Source organism: Streptococcus sanguinis, from assembly GCF_020729765.1.
In the GTDB taxonomy this organism is placed as follows: domain Bacteria; phylum Bacillota; class Bacilli; order Lactobacillales; family Streptococcaceae; genus Streptococcus; species Streptococcus sanguinis_Q.
The window spans coordinates 211,596-235,907 of record NZ_JAJEPD010000023.1; the positions used below are offsets into that span (position 1 = coordinate 211,596).

At 44.1% G+C, this 24,312-nt stretch carries 27 protein-coding genes; 4 read left to right on the plus strand and 23 right to left on the minus strand.

Annotated features, from left to right (window positions below):
- Positions 1-5: 5 nt before the first annotated feature.
- The 10 genes from K4H96_RS02705 to K4H96_RS02745 all read right to left on the minus strand — a co-directional run bounded on the left by K4H96_RS02705 (position 6) and on the right by K4H96_RS02745 (position 6,778).
- A complete protein-coding gene (locus K4H96_RS02705; protein ID WP_223337516.1) occupies positions 6-437 on the minus strand; it encodes an arginine repressor in 432 nt (143 codons plus the stop codon).
- Positions 430-1,245 carry a TlyA family RNA methyltransferase gene (locus tag K4H96_RS02710; RefSeq protein ID WP_223337515.1) on the minus strand — a complete coding sequence of 272 codons (816 nt, stop codon included), beginning with the start codon at positions 1,243-1,245 and terminating at the stop codon, positions 430-432. Before K4H96_RS02710 ends, K4H96_RS02705 begins: the two co-directional genes overlap by 8 nt.
- Positions 1,238-2,113, minus strand: coding sequence for a polyprenyl synthetase family protein (locus K4H96_RS02715; protein WP_223337514.1), 876 nt, complete (start codon positions 2,111-2,113; stop codon positions 1,238-1,240). The genes K4H96_RS02710 and K4H96_RS02715 overlap by 8 nt, the downstream gene beginning before the upstream one ends.
- Positions 2,110-2,322, minus strand: coding sequence for an exodeoxyribonuclease VII small subunit (locus K4H96_RS02720; protein WP_002896137.1), 213 nt, complete (start codon positions 2,320-2,322; stop codon positions 2,110-2,112). The genes K4H96_RS02715 and K4H96_RS02720 overlap by 4 nt, the downstream gene beginning before the upstream one ends.
- A complete protein-coding gene (gene xseA / locus K4H96_RS02725; protein WP_223337513.1) occupies positions 2,300-3,640 on the minus strand; it encodes an exodeoxyribonuclease VII large subunit in 1,341 nt (446 codons plus the stop codon). Before xseA ends, K4H96_RS02720 begins: the two co-directional genes overlap by 23 nt.
- The gene (locus K4H96_RS12320; protein WP_002896141.1) at positions 3,585-3,821 is read right to left on the minus strand and encodes a hypothetical protein; all 237 of its coding nucleotides are present in this window, start codon (positions 3,819-3,821) and stop codon (positions 3,585-3,587) included. The genes xseA and K4H96_RS12320 overlap by 56 nt, the downstream gene beginning before the upstream one ends.
- The gene (locus K4H96_RS02730; RefSeq protein ID WP_002896142.1) at positions 3,797-4,639 is read right to left on the minus strand and encodes an NAD(P)H-hydrate dehydratase; all 843 of its coding nucleotides are present in this window, start codon (positions 4,637-4,639) and stop codon (positions 3,797-3,799) included. The genes K4H96_RS12320 and K4H96_RS02730 overlap by 25 nt, the downstream gene beginning before the upstream one ends.
- A gap of 94 nt (positions 4,640-4,733) precedes the next feature.
- On the minus strand, positions 4,734-5,507 hold the full coding sequence (locus K4H96_RS02735; RefSeq protein ID WP_223337512.1) for an HAD hydrolase family protein: 774 nt from the start codon (positions 5,505-5,507) through the stop codon (positions 4,734-4,736).
- Positions 5,504-6,358, minus strand: a complete 855-nt coding sequence (locus K4H96_RS02740; protein WP_002921925.1) for a bifunctional methylenetetrahydrofolate dehydrogenase/methenyltetrahydrofolate cyclohydrolase — start codon at positions 6,356-6,358, stop codon at positions 5,504-5,506. The genes K4H96_RS02735 and K4H96_RS02740 overlap by 4 nt, the downstream gene beginning before the upstream one ends.
- Positions 6,359-6,547: 189 nt before the next feature.
- On the minus strand, positions 6,548-6,778 hold the full coding sequence (locus tag K4H96_RS02745; RefSeq protein ID WP_002896146.1) for a DUF1797 family protein: 231 nt from the start codon (positions 6,776-6,778) through the stop codon (positions 6,548-6,550).
- Positions 6,779-7,027: 249 nt separating this feature from the next.
- Between K4H96_RS02745 and K4H96_RS02750 the strand changes: the two genes are divergently transcribed.
- Positions 7,028-9,298 (plus strand): ATP-dependent Clp protease ATP-binding subunit, encoded by a 2,271-nt coding sequence (locus tag K4H96_RS02750; protein ID WP_002902602.1) that lies wholly within the window; start codon positions 7,028-7,030, stop codon positions 9,296-9,298.
- Between the two features lie 48 nt (positions 9,299-9,346).
- Here K4H96_RS02750 and K4H96_RS02755 read toward each other — a convergent pair whose 3' ends face one another.
- Both K4H96_RS02755 and K4H96_RS02760 read right to left on the minus strand, forming a co-directional pair.
- Positions 9,347-9,961, minus strand: a complete 615-nt coding sequence (locus tag K4H96_RS02755; protein WP_223337511.1) for a GyrI-like domain-containing protein — start codon at positions 9,959-9,961, stop codon at positions 9,347-9,349.
- A 59-nt stretch (positions 9,962-10,020) separates the two neighbouring features.
- Positions 10,021-10,920 carry a helix-turn-helix transcriptional regulator gene (locus tag K4H96_RS02760; RefSeq protein ID WP_223337510.1) on the minus strand — a complete coding sequence of 300 codons (900 nt, stop codon included), beginning with the start codon at positions 10,918-10,920 and terminating at the stop codon, positions 10,021-10,023.
- Positions 10,921-11,144: 224 nt separating this feature from the next.
- Here K4H96_RS02760 and K4H96_RS02765 point away from each other — a divergent pair, with 224 nt between their 5' ends.
- Positions 11,145-11,594 carry an NUDIX hydrolase gene (locus tag K4H96_RS02765; RefSeq protein WP_223337509.1) on the plus strand — a complete coding sequence of 150 codons (450 nt, stop codon included), beginning with the start codon at positions 11,145-11,147 and terminating at the stop codon, positions 11,592-11,594.
- Positions 11,595-11,661: 67 nt separating this feature from the next.
- Entirely contained in the window at positions 11,662-11,964 is a 303-nt protein-coding gene (locus K4H96_RS02770) for a DUF1827 family protein (RefSeq protein ID WP_002896152.1), read from the plus strand.
- A gap of 26 nt (positions 11,965-11,990) precedes the next feature.
- Here K4H96_RS02770 and K4H96_RS02775 read toward each other — a convergent pair whose 3' ends face one another.
- On the minus strand, positions 11,991-12,425 hold the full coding sequence (locus K4H96_RS02775) for a GNAT family N-acetyltransferase (RefSeq protein WP_223337508.1): 435 nt from the start codon (positions 12,423-12,425) through the stop codon (positions 11,991-11,993).
- Positions 12,426-12,447: 22 nt separating this feature from the next.
- Here K4H96_RS02775 and K4H96_RS02780 point away from each other — a divergent pair, with 22 nt between their 5' ends.
- Positions 12,448-12,903 (plus strand): MarR family winged helix-turn-helix transcriptional regulator, encoded by a 456-nt coding sequence (locus tag K4H96_RS02780; protein WP_223337507.1) that lies wholly within the window; start codon positions 12,448-12,450, stop codon positions 12,901-12,903.
- A gap of 135 nt (positions 12,904-13,038) precedes the next feature.
- Here the strand turns inward: K4H96_RS02780 and ileS are convergent, their stop codons facing one another.
- From ileS to K4H96_RS02830, 10 genes are all read right to left on the minus strand, one after another.
- Complete coding sequence (gene ileS / locus K4H96_RS02785; RefSeq protein ID WP_223337506.1) at positions 13,039-15,831, minus strand: isoleucine--tRNA ligase; 2,793 nt, start codon at positions 15,829-15,831, stop codon at positions 13,039-13,041.
- A 284-nt stretch (positions 15,832-16,115) separates the two neighbouring features.
- Positions 16,116-16,910 (minus strand): DivIVA domain-containing protein, encoded by a 795-nt coding sequence (locus K4H96_RS02790; RefSeq protein ID WP_002907042.1) that lies wholly within the window; start codon positions 16,908-16,910, stop codon positions 16,116-16,118.
- Positions 16,911-16,919: 9 nt separating this feature from the next.
- Positions 16,920-17,705 carry a YlmH family RNA-binding protein gene (locus K4H96_RS02795; RefSeq protein ID WP_223337505.1) on the minus strand — a complete coding sequence of 262 codons (786 nt, stop codon included), beginning with the start codon at positions 17,703-17,705 and terminating at the stop codon, positions 16,920-16,922.
- The gene (locus tag K4H96_RS02800) at positions 17,702-17,977 is read right to left on the minus strand and encodes a YggT family protein (RefSeq protein WP_002896162.1); all 276 of its coding nucleotides are present in this window, start codon (positions 17,975-17,977) and stop codon (positions 17,702-17,704) included. Before K4H96_RS02800 ends, K4H96_RS02795 begins: the two co-directional genes overlap by 4 nt.
- Positions 17,978-17,982: 5 nt before the next feature.
- On the minus strand, positions 17,983-18,570 hold the full coding sequence (locus K4H96_RS02805) for a cell division protein SepF (RefSeq protein WP_002896164.1): 588 nt from the start codon (positions 18,568-18,570) through the stop codon (positions 17,983-17,985).
- Between the two features lie 9 nt (positions 18,571-18,579).
- Positions 18,580-19,251, minus strand: a complete 672-nt coding sequence (locus K4H96_RS02810) for a YggS family pyridoxal phosphate-dependent enzyme (protein ID WP_223337504.1) — start codon at positions 19,249-19,251, stop codon at positions 18,580-18,582.
- An 8-nt stretch (positions 19,252-19,259) separates the two neighbouring features.
- Positions 19,260-20,537, minus strand: coding sequence for a cell division protein FtsZ (ftsZ, locus tag K4H96_RS02815; RefSeq protein WP_223337503.1), 1,278 nt, complete (start codon positions 20,535-20,537; stop codon positions 19,260-19,262).
- 16 nt (positions 20,538-20,553) lie between these two features.
- Complete coding sequence (gene ftsA, locus K4H96_RS02820; RefSeq protein WP_223337502.1) at positions 20,554-21,912, minus strand: cell division protein FtsA; 1,359 nt, start codon at positions 21,910-21,912, stop codon at positions 20,554-20,556.
- A 121-nt stretch (positions 21,913-22,033) separates the two neighbouring features.
- The gene (locus K4H96_RS02825) at positions 22,034-23,245 is read right to left on the minus strand and encodes a cell division protein FtsQ/DivIB (RefSeq protein WP_223337501.1); all 1,212 of its coding nucleotides are present in this window, start codon (positions 23,243-23,245) and stop codon (positions 22,034-22,036) included.
- Positions 23,242-24,312, minus strand: a complete 1,071-nt coding sequence (locus K4H96_RS02830) for a UDP-N-acetylglucosamine--N-acetylmuramyl-(pentapeptide) pyrophosphoryl-undecaprenol N-acetylglucosamine transferase (RefSeq protein WP_223337500.1) — start codon at positions 24,310-24,312, stop codon at positions 23,242-23,244. Before K4H96_RS02830 ends, K4H96_RS02825 begins: the two co-directional genes overlap by 4 nt.

Here is a 24,312-nt window from a genome sequence, read left to right on the forward strand (position 1 = left end):
CTTTCCTACCAATGGTGAATGATGGTTGCAACCTTTGCAGCCGCTTCCTCTGTCATCATAACCATCAAAATACTGTCGTTGTCTGCCAAGATACTGAAAATATCTTCAGCAAATTTATTTCTAAGATGGCGCTTGACCAGTGCTGTGCTCCCCGGTACCAGACTGAGATTGATCATATTTCCCAAAACCTGACAGGACAGGATGTTATTTTCGGCCAAGCCCAGACTGCTGGTCATGGTCTTAGGTAGCTCGTAGATATAAGTGTTGTCCTTGAGCGGTATCTTGACAATGCCCAGCTCCTTGATATCCCTAGAGACCGTAGCCTGCGTCGCTGTAATCCCAGACTCCCTGAGATGTTCTACAATTTCCTCCTGTGTGCCAATGTCATAGTCACTGACAAAGCGTCTAATCTTTTCTAATCTATCCTTCTTATTCATCCTTAAATTCCTTGTGTGCTGCCTCTACAACAGCTGTCATCATAGCTGAATCAAGAGGCTGCGGCTCTATGCTTTTTTCTAAATAGGCCAGAAATTCCACATTGCCCTGACCGCCCTGAATAGGTGAAAAATCCAGTCCCCTGACAGAAAAGCCAGCCTCCATCATAAATGCTGTGACCTTTTCCAGAACTGCCAGATGGACCTTTTTATCCTTGATAATCCCTTTTTTCCCAATCTGCTCGCGTCCCGCTTCAAACTGGGGCTTGATCAAGGCGACCACTAGGCCATCCTGAGCCAAAATCTCACGCAGAGCTGGCAAAATCAACCTCAGCGATATAAAGCTAACATCAATACTAGCAAAGCTCGGCTCCTGCTCAAAGTCAGTCCTTTGGGCATAGCGAAAATTAAACTGCTCCATGCTGACAACCCGTTCATCCTGTCTGAGCTTCCAAGCCAGCTGATTAGTACCGACATCCACTGCATAGACCAGCTTAGCTCCGTGCTGCAGCATGACATCTGTAAAACCGCCGGTCGAAGCTCCGATATCTAGGGTCACTCGGTCAGTGACCGAAATATCAAACACTTGCAAAGCCTTTTCTAGCTTGAGGCCGCCTCGGCTGACATATCTGAGTTTTTCGCCTTTTAAGCGCAGCTCTGTGGCTGCATCAATCTTTTCACCAGGCTTGTCAAAGCGCTGGCCATTGGCTGCAGCAATAACCAGTCCAGCCATTACACCACGCTTAGCCTGCTCTCTGGTCTCAAAGAGCCCTTGTCTGTAGGCCAGCACATCTACTCTTTCCTTAGCCATTCAATCTCAAACTTTCTATTATCTTTTGAATTTCTCCGCCTGAAAACTCTGTCTTTTCTTCCAAGTCTTTCAGAATGTCCACAGCTTCATCAAGGGTCTGATTGAAAAAGTTCTTAGCCCCATCCAGTCCTAGAAAGGCTGGATAAGTCGACTTGGCCGCAGCTAAATCTTTCTGCGGGGTTTTACCCAGCTCTTCAAAGCTGGCTGTCACATCCAAAATATCATCCCGCACTTGAAAGGCCAAGCCCAAGAGTTCTCCAATCCTACGAAGCTTGTCTTGAACAGACTGCTGAGCCTGAACAATCAAACCAGCTGCGACAAAAGGATAGGTCAGTAGCTTACCCGTCTTATTGGCATGGATGATTTTTAAATCTTCTAAACTAATTGCTTGGCCTTCGCCTTGCATATCCAGAACTTGTCCTGCGACCATACCAAAGCTCCCTGCTGCCAGAGACAACTCAGAAATCAAGTCCACCTTGACCTGACTAGGCAGCTCGGCCCTTGCCAATAGTCCATAGGGGTCCAAAAAGAGAGAATCACCTGCTAAAATAGCCATATCCTCTCCAAACTTCTTATGGCTAGTCAGGCGGCCGCGACGATAGTCGTCATCATCCATAGCTGGCAAATCATCATGGATAAGACTGCCAGTATGAATCATCTCAAGAGCCGCCGCGACCTGATAGTGGGCCTCAGCCAGCTCTAGGCCAAAAGCTTGAATCAACTCCAATAGCAATAAGGGACGAATCCGCTTGCCGCCTGCCTGCACCGAGTACAAAATAACTTCAGACAAATCTGGCGAAACTTGCTGAGATTTATAAAAATCTTCAATCGTCAGACCGATTTTTTCCAGTTTCTCGTTTCTTGTCATTCCATTTCCGTTTCTGTGCCGTCTGCCTGCATGACCTTAACTAAGGTCTTTTCAGCCTTGTCCAGACTAGCCTGGAGTTCCTTTGAAAGCTTCATCCCCTTTTGAAATTCCGCAATCGCCTCTTCTAGCGCTACGTCACCATTTTCCAGCTTTTGGACAATGACTTCCAAGTCTGCTAAATTTTCTTCAAATTTCTTTTCTTTGGACATGTTTTACCTCTACTTCCAGCTGCCCATCCCGCATAAGCAGGGTCAGCTCATCTTTTTCTTCAATGCCTGCACTTGACTCGACAACCTTTTGATTCTTTTGGACAATAGCATAGCCACGCGCCACGATTCGACTGGTATCCAGCATAAGCAAGGCCTCGGACAATCTCCTGACTTGAGCTACCTTATTATCATAAATGACTGCCATGTTGCTGCGCAGCAAACGCTCCAGCTGGGCAGTCTGCTCTTGAAAACGCTGAATGCGACTGAGCGGATTCAATGCTTCCAAACGATGCTGCAAGATTTTGACCCGCTGTTGCTCTTCACTATAATATTCGCGAATTTTTTGCTTCAGTCGCAGGTTGAGCTGGTCTAACTTCTGCAGATGACCATCATAGAGCCGCTCTGGCTGTCGGAAGATAACCGACTGAGTCAGTTTATTCAGGCGCTCGCGATAATAGCTCAGGCGATTGGAAATCGCTCGTGACATGCGGTTTTCCTGCTGCTGCAGGTGTCCCAGCAGGTCCAGCTTGGTGACCGGTGTTGCCAGTTCAGCCGCAGCCGTCGGAGTCGCAGCCCTGCGATCTGCTACAAAGTCCGCCAAAGTTGTATCAGTCTCATGGCCGACACTAGAAATAATAGGAATCCGAGACTCAAAAATAGCCCGAACTGTTTCCTCTTCGTTGAAAGCCCAGAGATCTTCGATAGAACCGCCACCTCGGCCAATAATCAGTACATCCAAATCCGACCGCTCATTGGCCAGTCTGATGTGGTCAGCAACCTGAGCTGCAGCACCATCTCCCTGCACTTTTGTCGGATAAAGGACAATCTCCACTCCCGGAAAGCGACGGCTGACCGTAGTGATAATGTCTCGGATGACCGCTCCGCTGGGACTGGTTACGACGCCGATTTTCTTAGGAATCTGGGGCAAGGCTTGCTTGAATTTATCTTGAAAAAGCCCTTCTTCTCCCAGTTTTTTCTTGAGCTGTTCAAACTGGATAGCCAAGGCACCGATACCATCCGGCTCTGCCTTTTCAATGATAATAGAATAGGAACCGCTGGGCTCATAGAGCTGCACCCGGCCGATGACATTGATTTTCATGCCTTCTTCCAGCTCAAAGCCTAGCTTCTGGTAGACACCAGACCAAATCGTGACCTGAATGACGGCCTTCTCATCTTTCAATGAAAAATACTGATGATTAGGACGCCGGCGGAAATTGGACACTTGGCCAGTCAGATAGACCCGCTCCAAATAAGGATCCCGCTCAAACTTCATCTTCAGATACTTGGTCAAGGTCGAAACCGACAAATACTCTGGCATGTCCTTTTCCTTTCATTTCTAGTTTTTCCGTAACTTTTATTATAACAAAAAACTGCATAAAAAACCGATTACAAAGTCTAAAAATCCCCTGAAAAGCTAGAAAAAAACTGGGCTTCCACAAAAGAAACCCAGCTGACTTAAAACCTAAGAAAAAGTCTACTGACTCATCTCCTTCATCCACCTTGGAATAGCTCTGCTGATTGCCGTTGGTAGGACGACATAAGCTTCCTGACCCAATTTATCTGCGATAAGGGAATGAAGAAGGGTTGCAGCCGCCACTCGCTCAAAGAGACTGCTTGACTTAAACTGACCCGCAAATGCGGCAATCATACCGGCCAGCGTATCCCCCATTCCACCAGTTGCCTGATAAGGTCCGCCTACTGTCAACTCAAAGACTTGCTCTTGTCCGCTTTGATAGATGGTCGTTCCATGCTTTTTCTGCACGACAATACTGCCCAAAGGTAGCTGATTGACCGCCACCTGATTGGCTGCCGCTGTCTGATCTGACAAGTTCAAACCCGATAACCCCTCCCACTCCTTTTGATGAGGGGTAAAAACTGTTTGGGCTTTTGGAAATGGCAAAGCTGCTTTGCTAAAGAGTGAGATGGCTCCGCCATCCACAATGAGAATCTGCTGTTCTGCCACAGTCTGGACAACACTTTGTAGGATATCTAGACCTAGTTGATTCTCTGCTAGGCCTGGACCAATCAAGACTAAATCTGATTTAGCCAACTGCTCTGTCAATCGGTCTTGCTCCTCTATGTCAAAGGCCATGGCCTCCGGTAAATGACTGTGCAGAGGGGCGATATTTTCTCTGTCTGTAGCAACAGTCACCAGACCGGCCCCACTATTGACTGCTGCCAAAGCTGCCATGATAATGGCGCCCCCATAAGGATAGGTCCCCCCAATCAATAAGAGACGGCCGTAGTCACCCTTGTGACTATCCAAGGGACGTTCCCTAATGACCCTTTTTAAAACATTTTCAGCATTTTTTACCATGATATTCTCCTAAACCAACTTTATCCTGCACTTCAAACCTATCTTCATTATACACCAAAAGGCACCTAAACAGATGCCTCGTATCATAAGAAAGTTATTTTTCCCGAAAATCTGCAAATTTTTGTAAGATTCTTGCTGCGACTGCCTTGGGTAAATTTTCCTGAAAGGCAACCTGCTCATCCGCATAATCGCTCAAGCCTGGGAAATCCCCAACCTGCACAGCGTAGAGAGAATTCTTAAAGAGCTGGATATCATTTTGATCATTACCAAAAGCTACATAATCCGAACCGCAGAGTTCCTTTACAGTTGAAGCCTTATTGGTTTCAGCCGGGTTGACATAAAAACATTTCTCATGTTCATGATAGTCTAGACTTAGATTGGGCAAGTTTGCAAAACGAGCCTGTACATCATCTAAGAGCTGCTCGTGATTCCCCATGTAAATAACGACCTTAATAGGATGCTGGAGTTCAGTCAGTTCCAGCCGTCTTGCCCGCTTGAGAGGATCCACACTGGCAATAAAAGGAATTTTTTCTAAAATCTGGCCGCTGTAGTCAAAAGTATTATCAACGAAAAAAGGCAAATTATAGGTCAAACAAGTATCTAAAATGGCTTGATAACTTGACTGATGCAGCTGACGCTCAAACATCAGCTGTCCATCTTGATAAGCCACTCCGCCGTTCAGGCCAATCACAATCTGCTGGCTCAATTCCGGACCTAATAGTCCCAGACAATCCCGATAGGAGCGCGCCGAAGCAAACAGAACTTCATGCCCAAACTGAGGAGCCGTCAGCAGAACCTGCTTAATCTCCTCATCAATCGTCATATAATCAAAGGACAAGGTCCCATCCAAATCAAAAACAAATTTCATGATTCAAGACTCCGTTTAAAGGCTTGGTAGGTCTGCTCCATCAGCATGGTAATGGTCATAGGCCCAACACCTCCAGGTACAGGGGTAATCAGACTGGCAAGTTCAGACACTTCATCAAACTTAACATCGCCAATCAGCTTGCCATTTTCATCTCGGTTCATACCGACGTCAATGACAACAGCTCCTTCCTTGACAAAGTCCTTGGTCACAAAATGTCCACGTCCGATAGCCACCACCAAAATATCTGCCCGCTTAGCAGTCTTGGCTAGATTGTGGGTCCGCGAATGTGTTAGAGTAACCGTCGCATTCTTAGCCAAAAGCAGCTGAGCCATGGGCTTACCAACAATATTACTCCGCCCGATGACGACCGCTCGCTTGCCTTCCAATTCAACGCCATATTCATGGAACATTGCCATAATGCCTGCAGGAGTAGCCGGAATCATAACCGGATGGCCGCTCCATAGCTTGCCCATATTAAGCGGATGAAAACCATCAACATCCTTGTCTGGATCAATAGCCAGCAGCACAGCTTCATCATCGATATGCTCAGGCAAGGGCAGCTGGACCAAAATCCCATGCCAGTCAGGATTTTGATTATAGGTTTCAATCAAGCTCAAGAGCTCTTCCTGGCTGGTCTCTTCTGGCAGACGTTCTACCTTACTCCGAAAGCCAGCAGCCAAGGCTGAGCGCTCTTTATTACGTACGTAGATTTGACTGGCTGGATTATTTCCCACCACAATCACTACCAAGCCCGGTACCTGACCTGTCTTTTCTTTGAGGCGAGCCGTTTTTTCGGCTAATTTTTTCTGAAGCTTCTCTGCCAAACCTCTACCATCAATAATCTGGGCCATGTCATTCTCATTTCTTTTTCATTATCTTTTTCATTATACCAAAAAAATCTGGGCCCAGCCTATAACTTTTTCTTATACAAGGTTATAAGACGAGGATTCATTGGCAGCTAGTGGTAAAATTTTCAGACCTACTAAATCTTTTTCAAAACAAGATAAAAAGGGTAAAAATAAAAAGCAGCTAAGTGCTTTTTAATAGAGTAATTCATAAATTTCCATTGCAATCAAATCGATGCTGTCGAAAGTATAGGTCTCACGCGCTGCAACATCACGCAAGGTGAAGACAGAGCCGTTTTCTTCGTCGTAACTATAAGCTACTTCTGCTACAACCACTCCTTCACGCTCAAAATTACGTTTCAAATTTCCGCCATCCTTAGCCATAGCTTCTAAGCGGTTGATAATTCTAACTAAATGTGATTCCATTTTGTTTCTCCTATTTACTTAGTTCCCTCTTATTTTACCATAAATAGCGACTGAAATACCACTAAAAGCCAATTTTTTGTAATTTTTCAAGAATTTGTTTTCATTCTGCTCGGTCTAAGGGAGGATTTTGTAGTAAATTCTTGCAAAGTTCAAGAATACTGATATAATGAAATTATAAAACTTTGACTATTTTTGACCTTTAATTATTTCTATAAATAGCTTGCACACTAAAAGAAAAGAGGTATCTGCATGCTTTGTCAAAATTGTAAAATCAACGAATCTACGATTCACCTTTATACTAATGTAAACGGCCATAAACAGCAGGTGGATTTGTGCCAAAACTGCTACCAAATCATGAAAACAGACCCCGAACATTCCTTGTTCGGTGGAATTGCTAATGCCAACAATCACGGAACAGATCCTATCGATGACTTCTTTAACAGCCTCAGCAATTTCCAACAGCCTCAGGAACCAACTACTCCTCCTACCCAATCTGGCGGAGCCTATGGAGGCGGTGGCGGCTACGGTTCCAATCCTAGCAAGGGTGGTCAGCCTCAGCCAAGTCCGCAAAAGCCAAAAGGCCTGCTGGAAGAGTTTGGTATCAACGTGACTGAGTTGGCTCGCCGAGGCGAGATTGATCCTGTTATTGGCCGTGATGAAGAAATCGTCCGTGTCATTGAAATCCTCAACCGCCGCACCAAAAACAATCCTGTTCTCATAGGAGAGCCAGGAGTCGGAAAAACAGCCGTGGTGGAAGGCTTGGCCCAGAAAATTGTCGATGGTGATGTGCCTCATAAACTCCAAGGCAAGGAAGTTATCCGCCTAGACGTTGTCAGTTTAGTACAGGGAACTGGTATCCGTGGCCAATTTGAGGAGAGAATGCAGAAGCTTATAGATGAGATTCGTTCTCGTCAGGATGTCATTCTCTTCATTGATGAAATCCATGAAATTGTCGGAGCAGGATCTGCTGGCGATGGCAATATGGACGCTGGGAACATCCTCAAACCAGCTCTGGCTCGCGGAGAACTCCAGATGGTTGGAGCAACCACCCTCAACGAATACCGTATCATCGAGAAGGATGCTGCACTTGAGCGCCGTATGCAGCCAGTTAAGGTAGATGAGCCGACGGTAGAGGAAACGATTACCATCCTCAAAGGGATTCAGAAAAAATACGAAGACTACCATCACGTCAAGTACACAGATGCGGCCATTGAAGCTGCTGCACTTCTCTCCAACCGCTACATCCAAGATCGCTTCTTGCCAGACAAGGCTATTGACCTCTTGGATGAGGCAGGATCCAAGATGAATCTGACCCTCAACTTTGTTGATCCCAAGGTCATTGACCAACGTTTGATTGAGGCTGAAAACCTCAAGGCTCAGGCAACTCGTGACGAAGATTTCGAGAAAGCAGCTTACTTCCGTGATCAGATTGCCAAGTACAAGGAACTCCAGCAGACAAGTGTGCTAGATAAGGATACTCCGATTATCAGCGAGAAAACGATTGAGCACATCGTAGAGCAAAAGACCAATATCCCAGTTGGCGACCTCAAAGAAAAAGAACAGTCTCAACTAGTCAATCTCGCCAGCGACCTAAAGGCCCATGTCATTGGCCAAGACGATGCAGTGGATAAGATTGCAAAGGCCATCCGCCGCAACCGAGTCGGACTAGGAAGTCCTAATCGCCCAATCGGCAGCTTCCTCTTTGTCGGACCAACTGGTGTCGGTAAGACTGAGCTATCTAAGCAACTAGCCATTGAGCTCTTTGGCTCGGCTGATAGCATGATTCGCTTTGATATGAGTGAATACATGGAAAAACACAGCGTGGCCAAGCTAGTCGGTGCTCCTCCGGGCTATGTCGGCTATGATGAAGCTGGTCAATTGACTGAGCGCGTCCGCCGCAATCCCTACTCACTCATTCTGCTAGATGAGGTGGAAAAGGCCCATCCCGATGTTATGCACATGTTCCTGCAGGTTCTAGATGATGGTCGCCTGACTGATGGCCAAGGCCGAACTGTCAGCTTCAAGGACACCATTATCATCATGACATCCAATGCTGGAACTGGCAAAGCTGAAGCCAGCGTTGGCTTTGGAGCAGCGCGTGAAGGCCGCACCAACTCCGTCTTAGGTGAATTGGGCAACTTCTTCAGTCCTGAGTTTATGAACCGCTTTGACGGCATTATCGAATTCCAGGCGCTCAGCAAGGACAATCTGCTGCAAATCGTCAACCTTATGTTGGACGATGTCAATCAACGTTTGGCAACCAACGACATTCATCTGGATGTTACGGAGAAGGTCAAGGAAAAATTGGTTGACCTGGGCTACGATCCAAAAATGGGGGCTCGCCCACTGCGCCGTACCATTCAGGACCATATCGAAGATGCTATTACTGACTTCTATCTGGAAAATCCAAGCGAAAAAGATCTCAAAGCTATTATGACCAGCAATGGCAAGATTCTCATCAAGTCAGCCAAGAAAACTGAAAGCACAGAGTCCGTTCATTCATCACAAGAAGAAAAATAATTGTCGACAAAATAGAGCAGAAAACACTTAGTTTTCTGCTCTATTTCTTTATTGATTTTTCTGAACCTTGTAGCGCAGAATTGTTTTCAGCTTGCTAGGGTCTGTCCGATTCAGATTATTGAGGTAGATTTCTCTATGAGTGTTTGAAACCCGTGTCAGCTGGTGACTCTGGCAAAAGGCATCCATTTTAGCGAAGGATTGAGGTTCTTCGTCAAAAGAACCAAGATGCAGCATGGCGATACACGCTCCTTCCGTCATTTCTTCAAAACGAATCTCGTCATAGAGAGGATTAGGCTTTTTGACACGGACTTGTTCTAGGGCCTTTATCACCATCTCTCTAGTGATAAAGTCTGGCTGGCCAATCATAATAGTATAAATCAATTCTTCTTTAATGAGTTCTCCTGCTTGCTCTTGCTGCCAAAGTCCTTCCAAGGGATAGACTGTAAAATCAGTAAATTCTTGCTCGGCCGCTGTCTTTTTATAGTTTACCTTGATAGCATAGGCTAAACTGTACAGAGCACCAACTCGTTCCGAAAAGTCAGCAGCATTAGGATTGCCCTTGCCGTCAATCATGATAAAAGACTGGGCAGGAACATCTATAAGACAGGGTTTAGACTTGATTTGATAGATTTCTCGATTGGCTTTTCTCCATTCATATTTCATGAGAGAGTCCTCCTTTCTTTACTACAAACAGTATAGCAAAGAAAAGCTGACAACCTCTGTCAGCTTTTATAAATATCGGCAATAGCTTTTAACTTTTCTTTGAATTCTTCCCGTAACCGAGGCGGCTCTAGGATTTCAACTCCATCCAAAAAGGATAGCAAGTAGGTATAAAGACTATCGTGACTCGGCAAAAGGGTTTCGACATAAAGGCTCCCATCAGTCTCCTCTATCTCTGCTTCTGAAAACTCCTCGTACACCCGAAAGGCATGCTTCCGGTCAAATTTCAAGAGGACTTTTACAGTATCTCCTAGCCACTCCTCGGGGCTAAATTTCTCATCCAAGACTCTCTGCTTAAATCGTTCCTCTAACATCTGACAGTCTCTCATTCTGCTGAGTTTAAAAAAGCGCGGAGCTTGTCTTAAGCGACAAAAGCCAGCAACATACCAGTTTTGGCTTTTAAATACTAACTTCAGCGCCTCTATCTTGCGCTGCTCTCTTTCTCCACGCCCATTCAAATAAGAAAAAGACAAGACTCTTCTTTGCAAGATTGCCTGCTTAATAGTATCAAACAGTTCTTTCTGATCTGCTTTTTTGCGCCAATCAGTGAAATCCACCTCCAGCCATGAAGTTGCCTGAACTTGAAACAATGACTGCAACTTAGACAGGGTCTCTACTTGCTCGCCATCTGTTAAAATCTGCAAGCCTTGAAGAGCAGCTAATAGCTCATCCCTCTCAGACTCTGAAAATAAGGCCTTGTCTAAGACAAAATCCTTCATCAGAAAAATACCCCCGCCCTTGCCTGGGCTGCAATAGATAGGGATTCCTGCCAAACTCAGCTTGTCCACATCTCGATAGATGGTCCGAATGGATACTTCAAATAGTGAGGCCAATTCGGGAGCTGTTGTGCGGCCCTGCTCTAAAAGAAGATATAGGATTTTAAAAAGTCTGCTTTCTGTCATAAAACCACCTCGCTACTATTATAACAATTTCTTCAATAAATGTTTTCCTATTCCCATAAAGAAGAGATTTTTTAATATTCAAAGGAAAGAATTTATTATTTGAAGGGGATTTCTTTCAAGGACTATCATTCTTTTTCTGTCCAATAAACCGAGTAAATTCTTGACAGCTGGCCCTTAGTCCATTATGATAGATAGTAAACTGACTAGAGATTGAGGATATTAGAATGACAAATCCAACCTTTGGTGAAAAGGAAGCAAATGTAGAATATGTGATCCGCTACGGAGTCTATGCCGTTATCCCAGACGAAAAGAAAGAAAAGATTATTTTGGTCCAGGCGCCTAATGGAGCTTGGTTTCTGCCCGGTGGAGAGATTGAAGAAGGCGAAAACCATCAGACTGCGCTTGAACGCGAGCTGATGGAAGAACTTGGATTCACAGCCCAGCTTGGACGCTATCTTGGACAGGCTGATGAATATTTTTACTCTCGCCACCGCGACACCCATTTCTACAACCCGGCCTACCTGTATGAGGTCACCTCTTTCCAAGAAGTCCAAAAACCGCTGGAAGATTTCAACCAGCTTGCCTGGTTCCCAGTCGAAGAAGCTATTGAAACACTAAAACGCGGCAGCCATAAATGGGGTATCCAAGCCTGGAAAAATACACTTAAAGCTTAAAGAAATCATTCACAATTCATAGCAAACATGTTATAATAATAGCAGGTATAAAGCAGGAGGAAATCGTATGAAGCTTATTAATACAACAAACAGTCATGCTGACCTTGTCAAAAGCCAATTGGAAAGCACCGATGCGATATTAGTCGAAGTTTATTCTGCTGGAAACAGCGATGTTGTTTTTACACAAGCTCCTCTTCACTATGAAATTTTGATTTCAAACATGCACCGTGCTGTACGCGAACAGGAAATCGAAAAAATCAGAGAATTTTTCTTGAAGAGAAAAATTGATGCAAATGCTATTGATAGAGCTGCTATCCGCACGATTTACGCTAATAATCTAATCGAAATTTCCATTCCTGTGAAACAGTAAAAACTAAGGCAATCGCCTTAGTTTTTTTATTGTTTATAGATCATGGTAATGTGAGGTGTCGATTCAAAAATAAAGGGTTGGCCAACTGATTTGAAGCCATACTTTTCATAGAGAGCAGCCACCTGAACCTGAGCCTCTATTTCAATTTCCTTTCCTGGCCATTTCTCAGCACATAATTGCAAGATTTCTCTGATAAGCTGTCCTCCTAAGCCCTGTCCTCGTGCAGACTGAGCTGTGACTACTCGACCAAAGACCAAATGCTCTCCCTCTTCAAAGACACGGGCATAAGCATCAATTTCCCCTTGTTTATTAGCATGGTAAACATGCTCGGCTTCTAGGTCCTTCTCATCCAGTTCATGATAGATGCGCCCCTGCTCCACCACAAAGGTGTCAATGCGCAATTTTAAGATTTGATAAAATTCTATCGGGGTCAACTCTGTTAATTTTTTCCTATACCACATACTTGTTTCCTCTAACTTTTTAATGTATAATAAGTGCAAATGCAACTATCAAGGAGTTCCTATGGATTACCGTCAACTTTTCCGACAAATGGGATTTATTTCCAGACAAGCTATTATGAAAATGAATCAAAAAGCCAGTAACTACGGCCTAGACAATAATTTATTTCTACTGCTCATTCGCATCGTCGAAAATGAAGGTCTCAGCCAATCACAACTGGCAGAGCTGGTGCAGATTGACAAGACTACGCTCAGCCGATCTCTAGGAAAGCTGGAAGATAGAGGCTTGATTATCAAGAAGACCAAAGCTCAAAATAAGAAGTTCAAAGAGCTCTATCCTAGCAGTCAGGCTCTCAAACTCTACGACCAACTGATTGGTTTTGAAAATACCTATGCCAGTCAGGCTCTGCAGCAACTGACTTCCTCTGAGCTCTTTCAGCTCCAAAACATTTTGGCTAAAATAAGCACTCCTAAGTTATAAGTAGTATAACAGAAAATAGTTGCAAATGCAACTGTGTGTTTTTGCTAATTTGGTTTTAAATTAACAAATTTTCAAATCGATCTATCTAAAAAATGGCTTACCTCTAAAGGGCAAAGCCATTTTTTATTTTAAAACTTACTTGACCTCAAAGCCTTCTGCGACAGCCTGAGCAAAGTTTTCTTCTAAAATTTTTGCACAGTGGTCACAGACAAGGGCTTGATAGCTGCGCTCTTTAACTGTTGTATCAATGCGGCGGCAGCGATCACAGACTTGCCCCTGCGCATGCTCTACAACAAAAGCTACATCTTCAAAGACTAGAGCGCCTTCTGGAGCAGGTCCTTCAGCAATCGTCAATTGAGAAACGATAAGAAGCTGAGCCACATCACTGTTAACTGCTTCCAGCAAGGTCTTGATGACTTCATTCGGATAGACAGTCAGGTGTGCTTCCAACGATTTCCCGATAACCTTCTCATTGCGGGCTTCTTCCAAGGCTTTCTGAGCCTGACTGCGGAAGTCCATAAAGGCAGACCAAGTATCCAAGATTTCTTCTTGATTTGGGAAAATCTGAGCTTCTGGCAATTCGGATAACTGAACAAATTCTTCCTCTTCATGCTCTAGGTAAGACCAAATCTCTTCTGCCGTGTGAGGCAGGATTGGTGTCAACAGCTTGGTAATCTTGACCAAAATGTCATAGAAAACAGTCTGCATCTGACGGCGTTCTAATGATTTAGTGGCTTCGATATAGACGACATCTTTGGCAAAGTCCAGATAGAAAGCGGACAAGTCAACAGTCACAAAGTTGACAATCGCTTTATAAATAGTCAGAAACTCAAAGTCCGCGTAAGCCTTGCGAATAGTCTCTACTAATTGATTGAAGCGGATCGTCATGTACTTATCAACAGAGCGAAGTTCTTCGTAAGCTACGGCATCCTCAGCTGGATTAAAGTCAGAGGTATTGGCAATCAAGAAACGCAAGGTATTCCGAATCTTACGGTAGGTTTCAGAAACTTGGCTCAAGATATCCATAGAGATGCGAACGTCGTTGCTAGAATCAACACTGGTTACCCAGAGACGCAAGATTTCCGCACCAAATTGTTTTTCTACATCGCTTGGAGCAATGGTATTTCCAAGTGATTTAGACATCTTTTCACCCTTACCATCTAAGGCAAATCCTTGTGACAAGATTTGTTTGTAAGGAGCTACGCCATGGTTGGCAACTGATGTGATAAGAGATGAGTTGAACCAACCTCGGTATTGGTCTGAACCTTCTAGATAAAGATCAGCTGGGTAAGTTAATTCCGGACGGTTGACCACTACACCATTCCATGATGAGCCTGAGTCAAACCAAACGTCCATGATGTCCGTTTCCTTGGTAAATTCGCCGTTTGGAGAACCTGGATGAGTAAACCCTTCTGGTAAGAGGTCTTTGGCTTCACGTTTCCACCAGACGATAGAGCCATGCTCCTCAAAGAGTTGAGCTACGTGTTCGATGGTTTCGGCCGTCATGATTGGTGTTCCGTCTTCGGCATAGAAGATTGGCAACGGCACACCCCAAGCCCGCTGACGAGAGATAACCCAGTCACCACGGTCACGAATCATGTTATAGAGACGTACTTTACCCCATTCAGAATGGAATTTAACCTTTTCAATTTCATCTAAAATTTCTTGACGGAATTTAGAAACAGATGCAAACCACTGTGGTACTGCCCGCCAGATAATTGGCTTCTTAGTACGCCAGTCAAATGGGTAGGAATGAGAGATTTCTTCCTGAGCAAGGAGCAAGTCCCCAAGCTTTTCAATAACTGTTGGCGCAACTTTGTCATAGAACTGGCCTGCAAAGTCAGGACCAGCATTTTCCATCATGATACCGCGCTCGTTGACTGTGACAAATACTTCCAAGCCGTTAGCTACACCGACATTATAGTCGTCCTCACCAAAACCAGGCGCTGTATGGACAATACCAGTACCAGAGTCAGTCGTAACGTGGTCACCAAGGATAACAAGTTCATCTACAGCGGTATCCCATGGGTGAACTGTCACGATGTGGTTTAATTCTTGACCACGATATGTAGCTAAAACTTGAACATCGACCCAGCCAAATTTCTCAGACAAACTATTCAATAATTCTGAAGCAACCACAAACTTACGAGATTCACCAGCTGGTTGTACGACTACGTAATCAATATCTGCTCCAACTGTCAATCCGCGAGAGGCTGTAATGGTAAATGGAGTTGTTGTCCATACGACGATGTAAGTATCGGAGTCCAATACCCCTTTACCATCTTTGACGCGGTTAGCATAGTAGAGAGAGGTGGAAACCAAATCATGGTATTCAATTTCTGCTTCAGCCAAAGCTGACTCAGATGACCATGACCAGTAAACTGGCTTAGCACCACGGTAGATATAGCCTTTTTTAGCCATTTCGCCAAAGACACGGATTTGAGCCGCTTCATAGTCAGGAGTCAAAGTCACATAAGGATTATCCCAGTCACCAGAAACACCCAAACGCTTGAAGTCTTCTTTTTGCTTTTCGACTTGGCTCAGGGCATAGTCCCGACACATGTTGAGGTACTCAACCAAGTCCAGTTCTTTACGCTTAACGCCTTGCTTTGCCAATACCTGCTCGATTGGGAGACCATGCGTATCCCAGCCTGGAATGTAAGGCGCATAGTAGCCAGCCATAGATTTTGAGCGAACAATGATATCTTTGGAAATCTTATTCATAGCATGGCCGACGTGAATATTGCCGTTAGCGTAAGGAGGGCCATCATGCAAGATAAAGTGCGGCTTGCCTTCATTCAGTTCCTGACGGCGTTGATAAAGCTTAGCTTGATCCCATTCTTTCTGCCAGATTGGTTCTTTATTTGGCAGGCCAGCCCGCATAGGAAAAGCAGTTTTCCCAAGATTGAGTGTTTCTTTCAGTTTCATTCTATTCCTCTTTATTTTTAAAATTACAAATTAAAAACCGCAAACTTCTCCAAAAAGGACGAAAATTCGCGGTACCACCTTTGTTTAGGCAAGACGATAGCATGATGCTCCTCTTACCCCTCTTTGTCCGTAACGTGGACTGCCGTCTCATCCTACTGATTTCAGACGAAAGTTCTGTAAAATGATAACCCAAGCAAGATGGACTGCAGATCTCTCACCATCATCTGCTCGCTGAAAGTATTTTTGCTTGGCCTGTGTTTTTACAATCTTAGCTTGTTTAAAAATTATAAAATATTTACTGGAACTTTTTGTTCCCCATTTGTATCATCATCGTGATGATCAGCTTCTGAGTTTTCCTCAGCTGCGTGAGCTTCTATATCTTCATCGCTGAGCGGAGAAAAAGCTTGGGTCGCAGCTAATTCACGGTTAGCAGCTTCAATGCGCTCTTGCAACTCAGCCATTTCCTCTGGAGAAAATTGACGTGTAACATCTACTTCTTCCTCGCGGACAACTGCTTCTTCTCCCAGAACCTCAGATACAACTTCCTTGAAGGCTTCATCGCTGGTTTGCAGATAAGTAGCTGTCGGACGAAGGATTTCTTCCCATTCAGACGAATCCACAATGCTGAGTTGGCTCTCAATGGTTGACTTCAAACGTTGATGGAAAACACGTGTTTTGTTTTTCAGTTCTTCTGTTTCAATGGCTACTTTCTTAGCATTGTCAGCCGCCTGACGTAAAATTTCATCAGCCTTGTACTTAGCTCCATCCAACAAATGCTGCGCATCCTGCTCTGCCTGACGGACAATATTTGTAGATCTCTCATTGGCAGCAACCTTAACGCGCTCAGCCGTATCTTGAGCAATCAAAACAGACTGGCTGAGAGAGTCTTTCATCTCATCAAAATATGTCAGACGCTCTTCAAGATTGCGAATTTTTGCTTCTTTTTCGTGGTTTTCACGAACCAAGTCCTCATAATCGCGGACAACGATGTCAAGGAATTCATCTACCTCTTCAACATCATAGCCTCTAAACTTGGTTCCAAAGGATTTATCTTTAATTTCTAACGCTGTAAGTGTCATAGTTCCTCCTCATTTACTAGCTAATAATTCAACGGTTAACTTATGTTTTCCATTCTTGGAAAGGCCATTTTCTCTTAAAACCTTAAATCTTCCAAATCGTCTAACGCTAATCAAGTCTTCAAGCCCGACCTGCTGGCTGGGATTGTCATTAACAGCATAGTTCATTTTCACATGCTTACCAGAAATCAGCTGAGCAGCCTGGTTCCTTGATAACTTAAAGGTGCTGGCTACCAACTTGTCCAAGCGAAGACTAGATGCCAAAATTTCTCTGGTGACAGCCTGCTTCTGCTCTTTCAGCAGCTCTGCAAAGGAAACTTCCTTTAGTTTGACAGGCATCTTTGCAATTTTAGAGACATGATCAATAAAATACTGGGCCAGTCTCTTATCTACAAAGAGCTGAGCACGGTCTCCAACTACAAGAATATCGCCAAAGGTCCGTCTTTCAATCCCTAAATGATTGAGCAAGGTTCCCATAATCTGCGAATGACTGATTTTATAAAATTTGCTTGCATAGGAAATTTCCAGCAAGCTCAATTCAAAATCATCCATATTCAGTTGGTAATAAGAAGGCGCCACAAGAACTCTTGCCAGTTCACTTGGAAAATAATCCGAACTAGCAAAGACTTGCACATCATATTGCTTGCCAATATTCTTCAGGATTGAGACCTGATGGGGATTCAGAAAAGACGTTGTTTCAAACGCATAGGTATCTTGAACCCGCTGAAGCAGCTCCAGACCCCTATCAATAAACTCTCGATCCTCATGCGAAAAGTGTTGATATAAATCTTTCATCATAATAACATTAGTAAAACGCTTATTAAATAAAAGACCACACGATTTAAAAGGTTTAAAGCCAGAATTGCAACCCAAACGGTAAAGTCCAGCCCTGCAAACTGCAAGGGAAGACGGCGGAAAAGTTTTAAATACGGTTCTACAATTCGTGTTAAAAACTCTCCGAATTTGGTTTGATAGGCTCCTGGAAACCAAGACAGAAGTGCATAGACAATCAAGGCAATGCTATAAAGATCGAAAAGATTAGAGATGGCACGAATTACAAAATATAACATATCTCTTATCTACTGCGCTTCATATCAAAGTCGAATTCGCTGATTTCAACATCGTTTGGCAGGCGGATATCTTCCACATTTACCACTACATTAATCGGAGTCAGCAAATACATAGTGCTTGCAACTTTTTTCAAATTTCCAGCCAAAACATAACGAGCACCGTCTAGGTAGTCTAAACAACGTCGAGCCTGTACCTCAGTCATATACTGGAAATCAATCAGAATGCTTTCATTGGCCAAAAGCAGGTCAACAATTTCAGTCGCTTCCTCATATCTCCTCGGATAACGAACATCAATCGTAATCTTCTCATCCGCATTTGCACGGTGCTGAGCCAATTCCTGCTGACGTGCATGCAGTCTGGTAATATTCTCTGTCGAAGATTTCTGTTGTGGCTGTGGTTTAGGCTGTGGCTTGGCCGCAGCAACCGGACGAGGAGCTGGCTTGCTCTCTCTGACTGGCTTAGGCTGAACCAATTCAGGCTTCTGCTTAACAGGCGCTGCAGGTCTGCTGACAGTCTGCTCCTGAACCTCAGTCTCATCTCCATCTTCTGTAAAATAATCTATAAATTTATCAAATCTATCTTTTAATGACATATTTCTTTCCTATTTAAAAAATGCTGTACCGATTCTGACATAGGTCGAGCCATGGGCAATTGCTTCTGGATAATCACGGCTCATTCCCATGCTTAATTCAGAAAAGGGCATATTATTTAACTGTTTCTTTTTTAATTCTTTTTGTAGTTGATGAGCCTTTTCAAAAATTTGGTTCAGCTCCTCATGACTAGCTTCAAACGGAGCCATAGCCATCAATCCCACAATTTGAACATTTTCTAATTTTTCAAGTTCAGGCAGGACAACTTCAAGTTCTTCAATCAAAAAGCCATGCTTGCTCTCTTCTTTAGAAATATTCACCTGCAGGAAACATTTAATCACATGTTCAGCTCGTTTGTCAATCTCCTTGGCCAATTTTACAGAATCTAAAGCGTGAAAGTAATCAACATAGTTAATCACATCCTTGACTTTTCTCCTCTGCAAACTGCCGATCAGGTGCCATGTCAGATTCTCATCTTTCAGAGCATGGTATTTATCTAGAAATTTATCTACCCGATTTTCTCCGATATGCTGAATACCTGTACGAACAAGCTCCTGAGTTGTTTCGCAGTCAACATATTTGGTAACTGCAATGATATTTACTGAATCTTTCAAACGCTGGGCTTGCTCCGCCGCTTGAGCGACGGATTGAAAGACCAACTCTTTATTATTCTGCAAATTCATGATTTAGATTAACGATTTCTGAAGAATGGAGGTGTTTCCAATTCATCATCATCTTCATTAGTTTCTGCATAGCGCTCCACGCGGGCTGAGGAACTTGGTTCTGCCTGACGAACAATCGCTTCGCGACGAAGATCCCAATCACCAAAGGCTGAACCTTTAGGTGTATCCGTTCTTTGACGGCTTGGAGCAGGAATATCAACCGTTTCGGTCATATCAAAGTTTCGTTCAAACTGTCCTGAGCGAACTTCGCGATTTGGCTCAACTTGCTGCGGACGGCTTGGACTAGTAGGTTGTGGAGTCTGACGAATGCCGCTGACCTTTTCAACCTTGTCCTGACGAACACCAGTAGCTACAACAGTCACGCGGATTTCATCCTTCATAGACTCATCAATAGCAGTACCGAGCCAGATATTCACGCCATGGCCTGCTGCTTGGTTGACTATTTCTGAAGCTTCTTCAGCTTCAATCAAAGTCATATCTAAGCCACCAGTAACGTTGACAATTACGTCCTCTGCACCATCAATGGTTGTTTCCAAAAGAGGTGAGTAGATAGCTTTACGAGCAGCTTCGATGACACGTTCTTCACCGCTACCAACACCAATTCCCATCAAAGCATTACCCTTGTCTGCCATAACTGTTTTCACGTCGGCAAAGTCAAGGTTAATCAGTCCTGGGCTGGTAATCAAGTCGGTAATCCCTTGGACACCTTGGCGAAGAACATTATCAGCTTCACTGAGTGCTTCAAGGAGCGGAGTCTTCTTATCTACAATTTCAAGCAAGTTGTTATTTGAGATAATCAAGAGTGTATCTACATGCTCGCGAAGTTCGTTAATTCCTTCTACTGCAAAGGTTCCACGCTTGCTTCCTTCAAAACCGAAAGGACGTGTAACTACAGCAACAGTCAGAGCACCAACATTTTTTGCAATACGAGCAATCACTGGAGCAGCACCTGTTCCAGATCCACCACCCATACCAGCAGTGATGAAGACCATATCTGCTCCTTGCAGAGCTTCGGTCAGGACTTCTTCACTTTCTTCAGCAGCCTTACGGCCTACTTGAGGCTGACCTCCGGCACCAAGTCCGCGAGTCAGCTTAGGACCAAGCTGAATAACTGTTTCAGCTTTGGCACTGCTAAGAGCTTGAACATCTGTATTTGCTGCGATGAATTCAACACCAGCAACACCTTCATCAATCATTCGGTTGATGGCGTTACCGCCACCTCCACCGACACCAATAACTTTAATTACTGCACCTTGTGCGGCAGCAGCGTCAAATGAAAATGTCATATTCTCTGTATTCTCCTTAATCAAACATTTTGCCAATTAGGTTGCGCATCCGATCTGTAATACCGGTTTTTGGTTCTTGGTTTGGCACATCAGCACTGGCAACTGGAACTTCTTGAATCGGCTCCTCAGGAATCTCATCAGCTGGTTGAGGTTCAAAACGTGGTACTGACTGAGCAGGACGTTCAAAGGATACAGGTCGATGGCGCAGTTGCTCATCACCATGAACAGCAACCTGAGCCAACATATCCACATCTGTTAAGTTTCCAGCATACTCTGACAGACTGATAACATGTGCAAAGGCTGGATTGCGAATGCCGATTTGATTTGGCACATAAAGCTTGACATTCACGCCAAACACTTCCTGAGCCAGCTCAACTACTCCTGGAAGAATAGCTGCTCCACCAATAATCACAATGCCACCTGGCAACTCGAGGAGATGCCTTCTATCCAAATCGCGTTTGATTTGCTCAAAAATGTGTTGGATACGAGCAGAAATAATTTCAGCCAGATACTTTTCAGTTACTTCAACCGGCTCAATCTCTCCAATCACTTCTACTTGGAAAGACTCTGTCCCAGCTTCAGGAACATAAGCAGAACCATAGTTAAACTTGAGACTTTCAGCTAACTTTTGCGAAGTCTTCAAAACCTTGGAGATGTCCTTGGTTACGTAGTCGCCACCTTCTTGGTATATATTCGTATATTGAAGCTCTTGACCTTTAACAGAAGCCACTGTAGTTTGACCGCCACCCATATCAATAACAGTTGCGCCAAACTCACGTTCCCCTTCGTTCAAGATTGACTTAGTCATAGCCAATGGGGAGATAATAACGTTCTCAAGCTGAACTCCCGCGCGCTCCACTGTCTTGCGGAGGTTGTGGAGAATAGTCCGTGGTCCAGTGTAGAGAAGTCCACGCATTTCTAAGCGAATCCCCATCATACCGCGTGGGTCACGAATCCCTTGGAAACCATCCACTACAAACTCTTCTGGGATGAAAGTAATCACTTCGCGGTCAGGAGTCATACTCTTAGTCAGAGCAGATCTAACAACATTCTCTACATCTGTATCTGTGATTTCCTTAGAATCACTAGTCACAGGAATCATACCCTGAGTAGGCTCAATCTGTAAGAGATTAGCCGGAAGTCCGACGTTAACTAAACCAATTGAAATGCCTGCCTTTTCTTCTGCTTGAGAAATAGCTGTCTTAATGGCAGCAGCAGCAGCCTCAATATCAACAATAATTCCATCTTTAACGCCAGCGCTTTTTGCATTGCTGACCCCAATAACATTCATTTCATCGTTGATGTGCTCTGCCACCAACACTTTAATTGAGCTAGTTCCTATATCTAATCCAGTAAAAAAGCCGTCTCTAGCCATTACACCAGTCCTCTCTATCTTCCATGTTTCCGGTCTATACTAATAACGCTAAAAATTAGAGTTACCCAAGCTTTATTATAACATAAAGAAACTGAAAATGCGCAGTTTTTCTACATATAATTTAGCGATTTTCGGTATTTACCGGGTTTTCTGTCGAATTTTGCGGCTCTGCAGGTTCTTCTTCCTGACTTTCTGTCACCTGCCCAGCCGCTTGCTCTGTTTGCTGTCCAGTCGGGTCCTCTTCTGTTTTCTGCTTTTCTTCGTCAGAAGAAGACGGCTCGTTTTGAGCTCCTTCAACATAACTAAAAATCCCTGCTTCCATATCTACAACACTAGGTACCCCCTCTTCCAGCTGCGATTGGATTCCCTTGTAATATGGCAGTTTTTTGGCAATATGTGAAATTGGTACCAAAATTTTATTGCCATCATGCATGGTCAGCGTAACCAAGTCCGGTGTCACCTTGCTTGGAGTCAACTGAACTGTCTTAATATTTTTCTTGATCGAAGCCGGTACCTTTTCAATTTGAAGGGCAAATTCCTTAATCAATTTTTTATCTGAAAACTCTATCGAAATATGGGTTTCCGGCATAGAATCTACAGCAGTCGGGTCCGAAATAATCTCCCCATTTGTCAGAATAGGATAATACTGGCCACCCTCATGCAGATAGGCCAGAACTCCGTACTCCTTGACCTTTACCTGAAAAGTAATCGGAAACTGATAAGCCATCTCTAGGTTGTTAATCCAAGGACTAGACGCTTTCATATTGCGGATATGATTGCCGCCATTGATAAAGGTTGTTAAAGTATAGTCTTTCTCATCAATCTTACTGCTTTTGAGCAGGTCTTCCTGACTGACCATTTGATTCCCTGAAAATTTGATAGTCTTCATGGTCGCCAGTGGTGTCAAAAAATAAACTGACATGATAAAAATCAAGCCACTGCCCAGCAAAACCGGCAGTGCTCGATAAATATGAACCCTTGAAATATGCACCTTAGCAGCTTCTTTTTCTGCCTTTTTCTGAAGTTTCTCCAGTTTTTTGCGCTCTTTCTCGCTCAATTCAGTCTCTAGCTCAGGTTCGGATGAGTCATCTTCCAAATATTCTGTTTCTTCCTCTTCATAGGATGAGTCATCTTCTTCCGTCTCTTCAGCTATTTCTCCGCCTTCGATTGAGTTCCCAGCTTCAGCTTCTTTTGCTTCCTCTTTTTCCAGCTCCTTTTGTTTACTGGCCTCTTCCTGAGCCTTCTTTTCAAGATATTCTTTATTTCGTTTCTGCCATTCAGAGAGGTGCTCACTTACCTCTTCCTTTGGCTCATCATTGTTTTTCTTGCTCATTTCTTTCCCTTGTCAATATCCGCTTTCAATAAAGCATAAAATTCATCTACAGACTTGATTTCCTGAGAATTTTTCATAGCTTGATGATAAGAAGCTTGGTTCGCCAAAAGGTCATCAAGGGCTGTCTGTAAATTGCTCATATCCAGCTGTTCCTCCGCCAATTGCTTAGCATATCCCTTTTTCACAAAATAATCCGCATTTTCAATCTGATCGCCGCGGCTGGCTTCGCGTCCCAGAGGAACGATAATATGAAGCTTAGCCATGGCCAAGAGCTCAAAGATTGTATTGGAACCGCCACGAGTAACCACTACATCTGCCAAGTCCATCAAAGGCTGGTAGAGGTCAGTCACATAGGCTCTGCGAAAGAGACGGTCAGACAGAACATCCAAACTTGCATCGCCTGTCAGATTGATAATGTTATAACGCTCGGTCAGCGCAGCTTGATTCTGGCTAACAAAATCATTAAAGACCTTAGCTCCAGCAGAACCACCGACAAAAAGCAGGGTTGGCAGCTCTTTATCAAAATACTGACGAATTTCTTCTAGTTCCTGCGGTAGGACTGATTCTTGGTTACCGACCTTGGTCACAGCTCCTACATGCTCAATCTTGGTCAGACTGGAACTTTGCTCAAAGGTCGCATACATCTTGGTCGCACACTTATAGGCGATTTTATTGGCTAGGCCAATGGATAAATCCGACTCATGAACATAGACAGGAACTCCTGACAATCGGGCTGCAATCACGGGTGGAACAGACACAAAGCCTCCCTTAGAAAAGAGCGCCTGCGGCCGCACCTTGAGCATGATGCCAAGCGACTGGAAAATGCCCCAAACAACCTTAAAGCCATCCAGCAGATTCTGCCATGAAAAATAGCGACGAAGCTTGCCCGTAGCTACCGAATGGAAGGTCACGTCAAGTCCTGACTTTTGGATTTCCTGGTACTCAATACCATGCTTATCACCAATATAGTGGACCTGCCAGCCTTCTTTGATAAATTTTGGAATCAGGAGAAGATTGAGGGTTACATGCCCAACCGTTCCTCCGCCTGTAAATACAATCTTTTTCAT

What these genes read in the sequence shown, in the direction of transcription:
- K4H96_RS02705 (WP_223337516.1), bottom strand. Translation starts at nt 437, where the DNA reads ATGAATAAGAAGGATAGATTAGAAAAGATTAGACGCTTTGTCAGTGAC.
- K4H96_RS02710 (WP_223337515.1), bottom strand. Translation starts at nt 1,245, where the DNA reads ATGGCTAAGGAAAGAGTAGATGTGCTGGCCTACAGACAAGGGCTCTTT.
- K4H96_RS02715 (WP_223337514.1), bottom strand. Translation starts at nt 2,113, where the DNA reads ATGACAAGAAACGAGAAACTGGAAAAAATCGGTCTGACGATTGAAGAT.
- K4H96_RS02720 (WP_002896137.1), bottom strand. Translation starts at nt 2,322, where the DNA reads ATGTCCAAAGAAAAGAAATTTGAAGAAAATTTAGCAGACTTGGAAGTC.
- xseA (WP_223337513.1), bottom strand. Translation starts at nt 3,640, where the DNA reads ATGCCAGAGTATTTGTCGGTTTCGACCTTGACCAAGTATCTGAAGATG.
- K4H96_RS02730 (WP_002896142.1), bottom strand. Translation starts at nt 4,639, where the DNA reads ATGGTAAAAAATGCTGAAAATGTTTTAAAAAGGGTCATTAGGGAACGT.
- K4H96_RS02735 (WP_223337512.1), bottom strand. Translation starts at nt 5,507, where the DNA reads ATGAAATTTGTTTTTGATTTGGATGGGACCTTGTCCTTTGATTATATG.
- K4H96_RS02740 (WP_002921925.1), bottom strand. Translation starts at nt 6,358, where the DNA reads ATGGCCCAGATTATTGATGGTAGAGGTTTGGCAGAGAAGCTTCAGAAA.
- K4H96_RS02745 (WP_002896146.1), bottom strand. Translation starts at nt 6,778, where the DNA reads ATGGAATCACATTTAGTTAGAATTATCAACCGCTTAGAAGCTATGGCT.
- K4H96_RS02750 (WP_002902602.1), top strand. Translation starts at nt 7,028, where the DNA reads ATGCTTTGTCAAAATTGTAAAATCAACGAATCTACGATTCACCTTTAT.
- K4H96_RS02755 (WP_223337511.1), bottom strand. Translation starts at nt 9,961, where the DNA reads ATGAAATATGAATGGAGAAAAGCCAATCGAGAAATCTATCAAATCAAG.
- K4H96_RS02760 (WP_223337510.1), bottom strand. Translation starts at nt 10,920, where the DNA reads ATGACAGAAAGCAGACTTTTTAAAATCCTATATCTTCTTTTAGAGCAG.
- K4H96_RS02765 (WP_223337509.1), top strand. Translation starts at nt 11,145, where the DNA reads ATGACAAATCCAACCTTTGGTGAAAAGGAAGCAAATGTAGAATATGTG.
- K4H96_RS02770 (WP_002896152.1), top strand. Translation starts at nt 11,662, where the DNA reads ATGAAGCTTATTAATACAACAAACAGTCATGCTGACCTTGTCAAAAGC.
- K4H96_RS02775 (WP_223337508.1), bottom strand. Translation starts at nt 12,425, where the DNA reads ATGTGGTATAGGAAAAAATTAACAGAGTTGACCCCGATAGAATTTTAT.
- K4H96_RS02780 (WP_223337507.1), top strand. Translation starts at nt 12,448, where the DNA reads ATGTATAATAAGTGCAAATGCAACTATCAAGGAGTTCCTATGGATTAC.
- ileS (WP_223337506.1), bottom strand. Translation starts at nt 15,831, where the DNA reads ATGAAACTGAAAGAAACACTCAATCTTGGGAAAACTGCTTTTCCTATG.
- K4H96_RS02790 (WP_002907042.1), bottom strand. Translation starts at nt 16,910, where the DNA reads ATGACACTTACAGCGTTAGAAATTAAAGATAAATCCTTTGGAACCAAG.
- K4H96_RS02795 (WP_223337505.1), bottom strand. Translation starts at nt 17,705, where the DNA reads ATGATGAAAGATTTATATCAACACTTTTCGCATGAGGATCGAGAGTTT.
- K4H96_RS02800 (WP_002896162.1), bottom strand. Translation starts at nt 17,977, where the DNA reads ATGTTATATTTTGTAATTCGTGCCATCTCTAATCTTTTCGATCTTTAT.
- K4H96_RS02805 (WP_002896164.1), bottom strand. Translation starts at nt 18,570, where the DNA reads ATGTCATTAAAAGATAGATTTGATAAATTTATAGATTATTTTACAGAA.
- K4H96_RS02810 (WP_223337504.1), bottom strand. Translation starts at nt 19,251, where the DNA reads ATGAATTTGCAGAATAATAAAGAGTTGGTCTTTCAATCCGTCGCTCAA.
- ftsZ (WP_223337503.1), bottom strand. Translation starts at nt 20,537, where the DNA reads ATGACATTTTCATTTGACGCTGCTGCCGCACAAGGTGCAGTAATTAAA.
- ftsA (WP_223337502.1), bottom strand. Translation starts at nt 21,912, where the DNA reads ATGGCTAGAGACGGCTTTTTTACTGGATTAGATATAGGAACTAGCTCA.
- K4H96_RS02825 (WP_223337501.1), bottom strand. Translation starts at nt 23,245, where the DNA reads ATGAGCAAGAAAAACAATGATGAGCCAAAGGAAGAGGTAAGTGAGCAC.
- K4H96_RS02830 (WP_223337500.1), bottom strand. Translation starts at nt 24,312, where the DNA reads ATGAAAAAGATTGTATTTACAGGCGGAGGAACGGTTGGGCATGTAACC.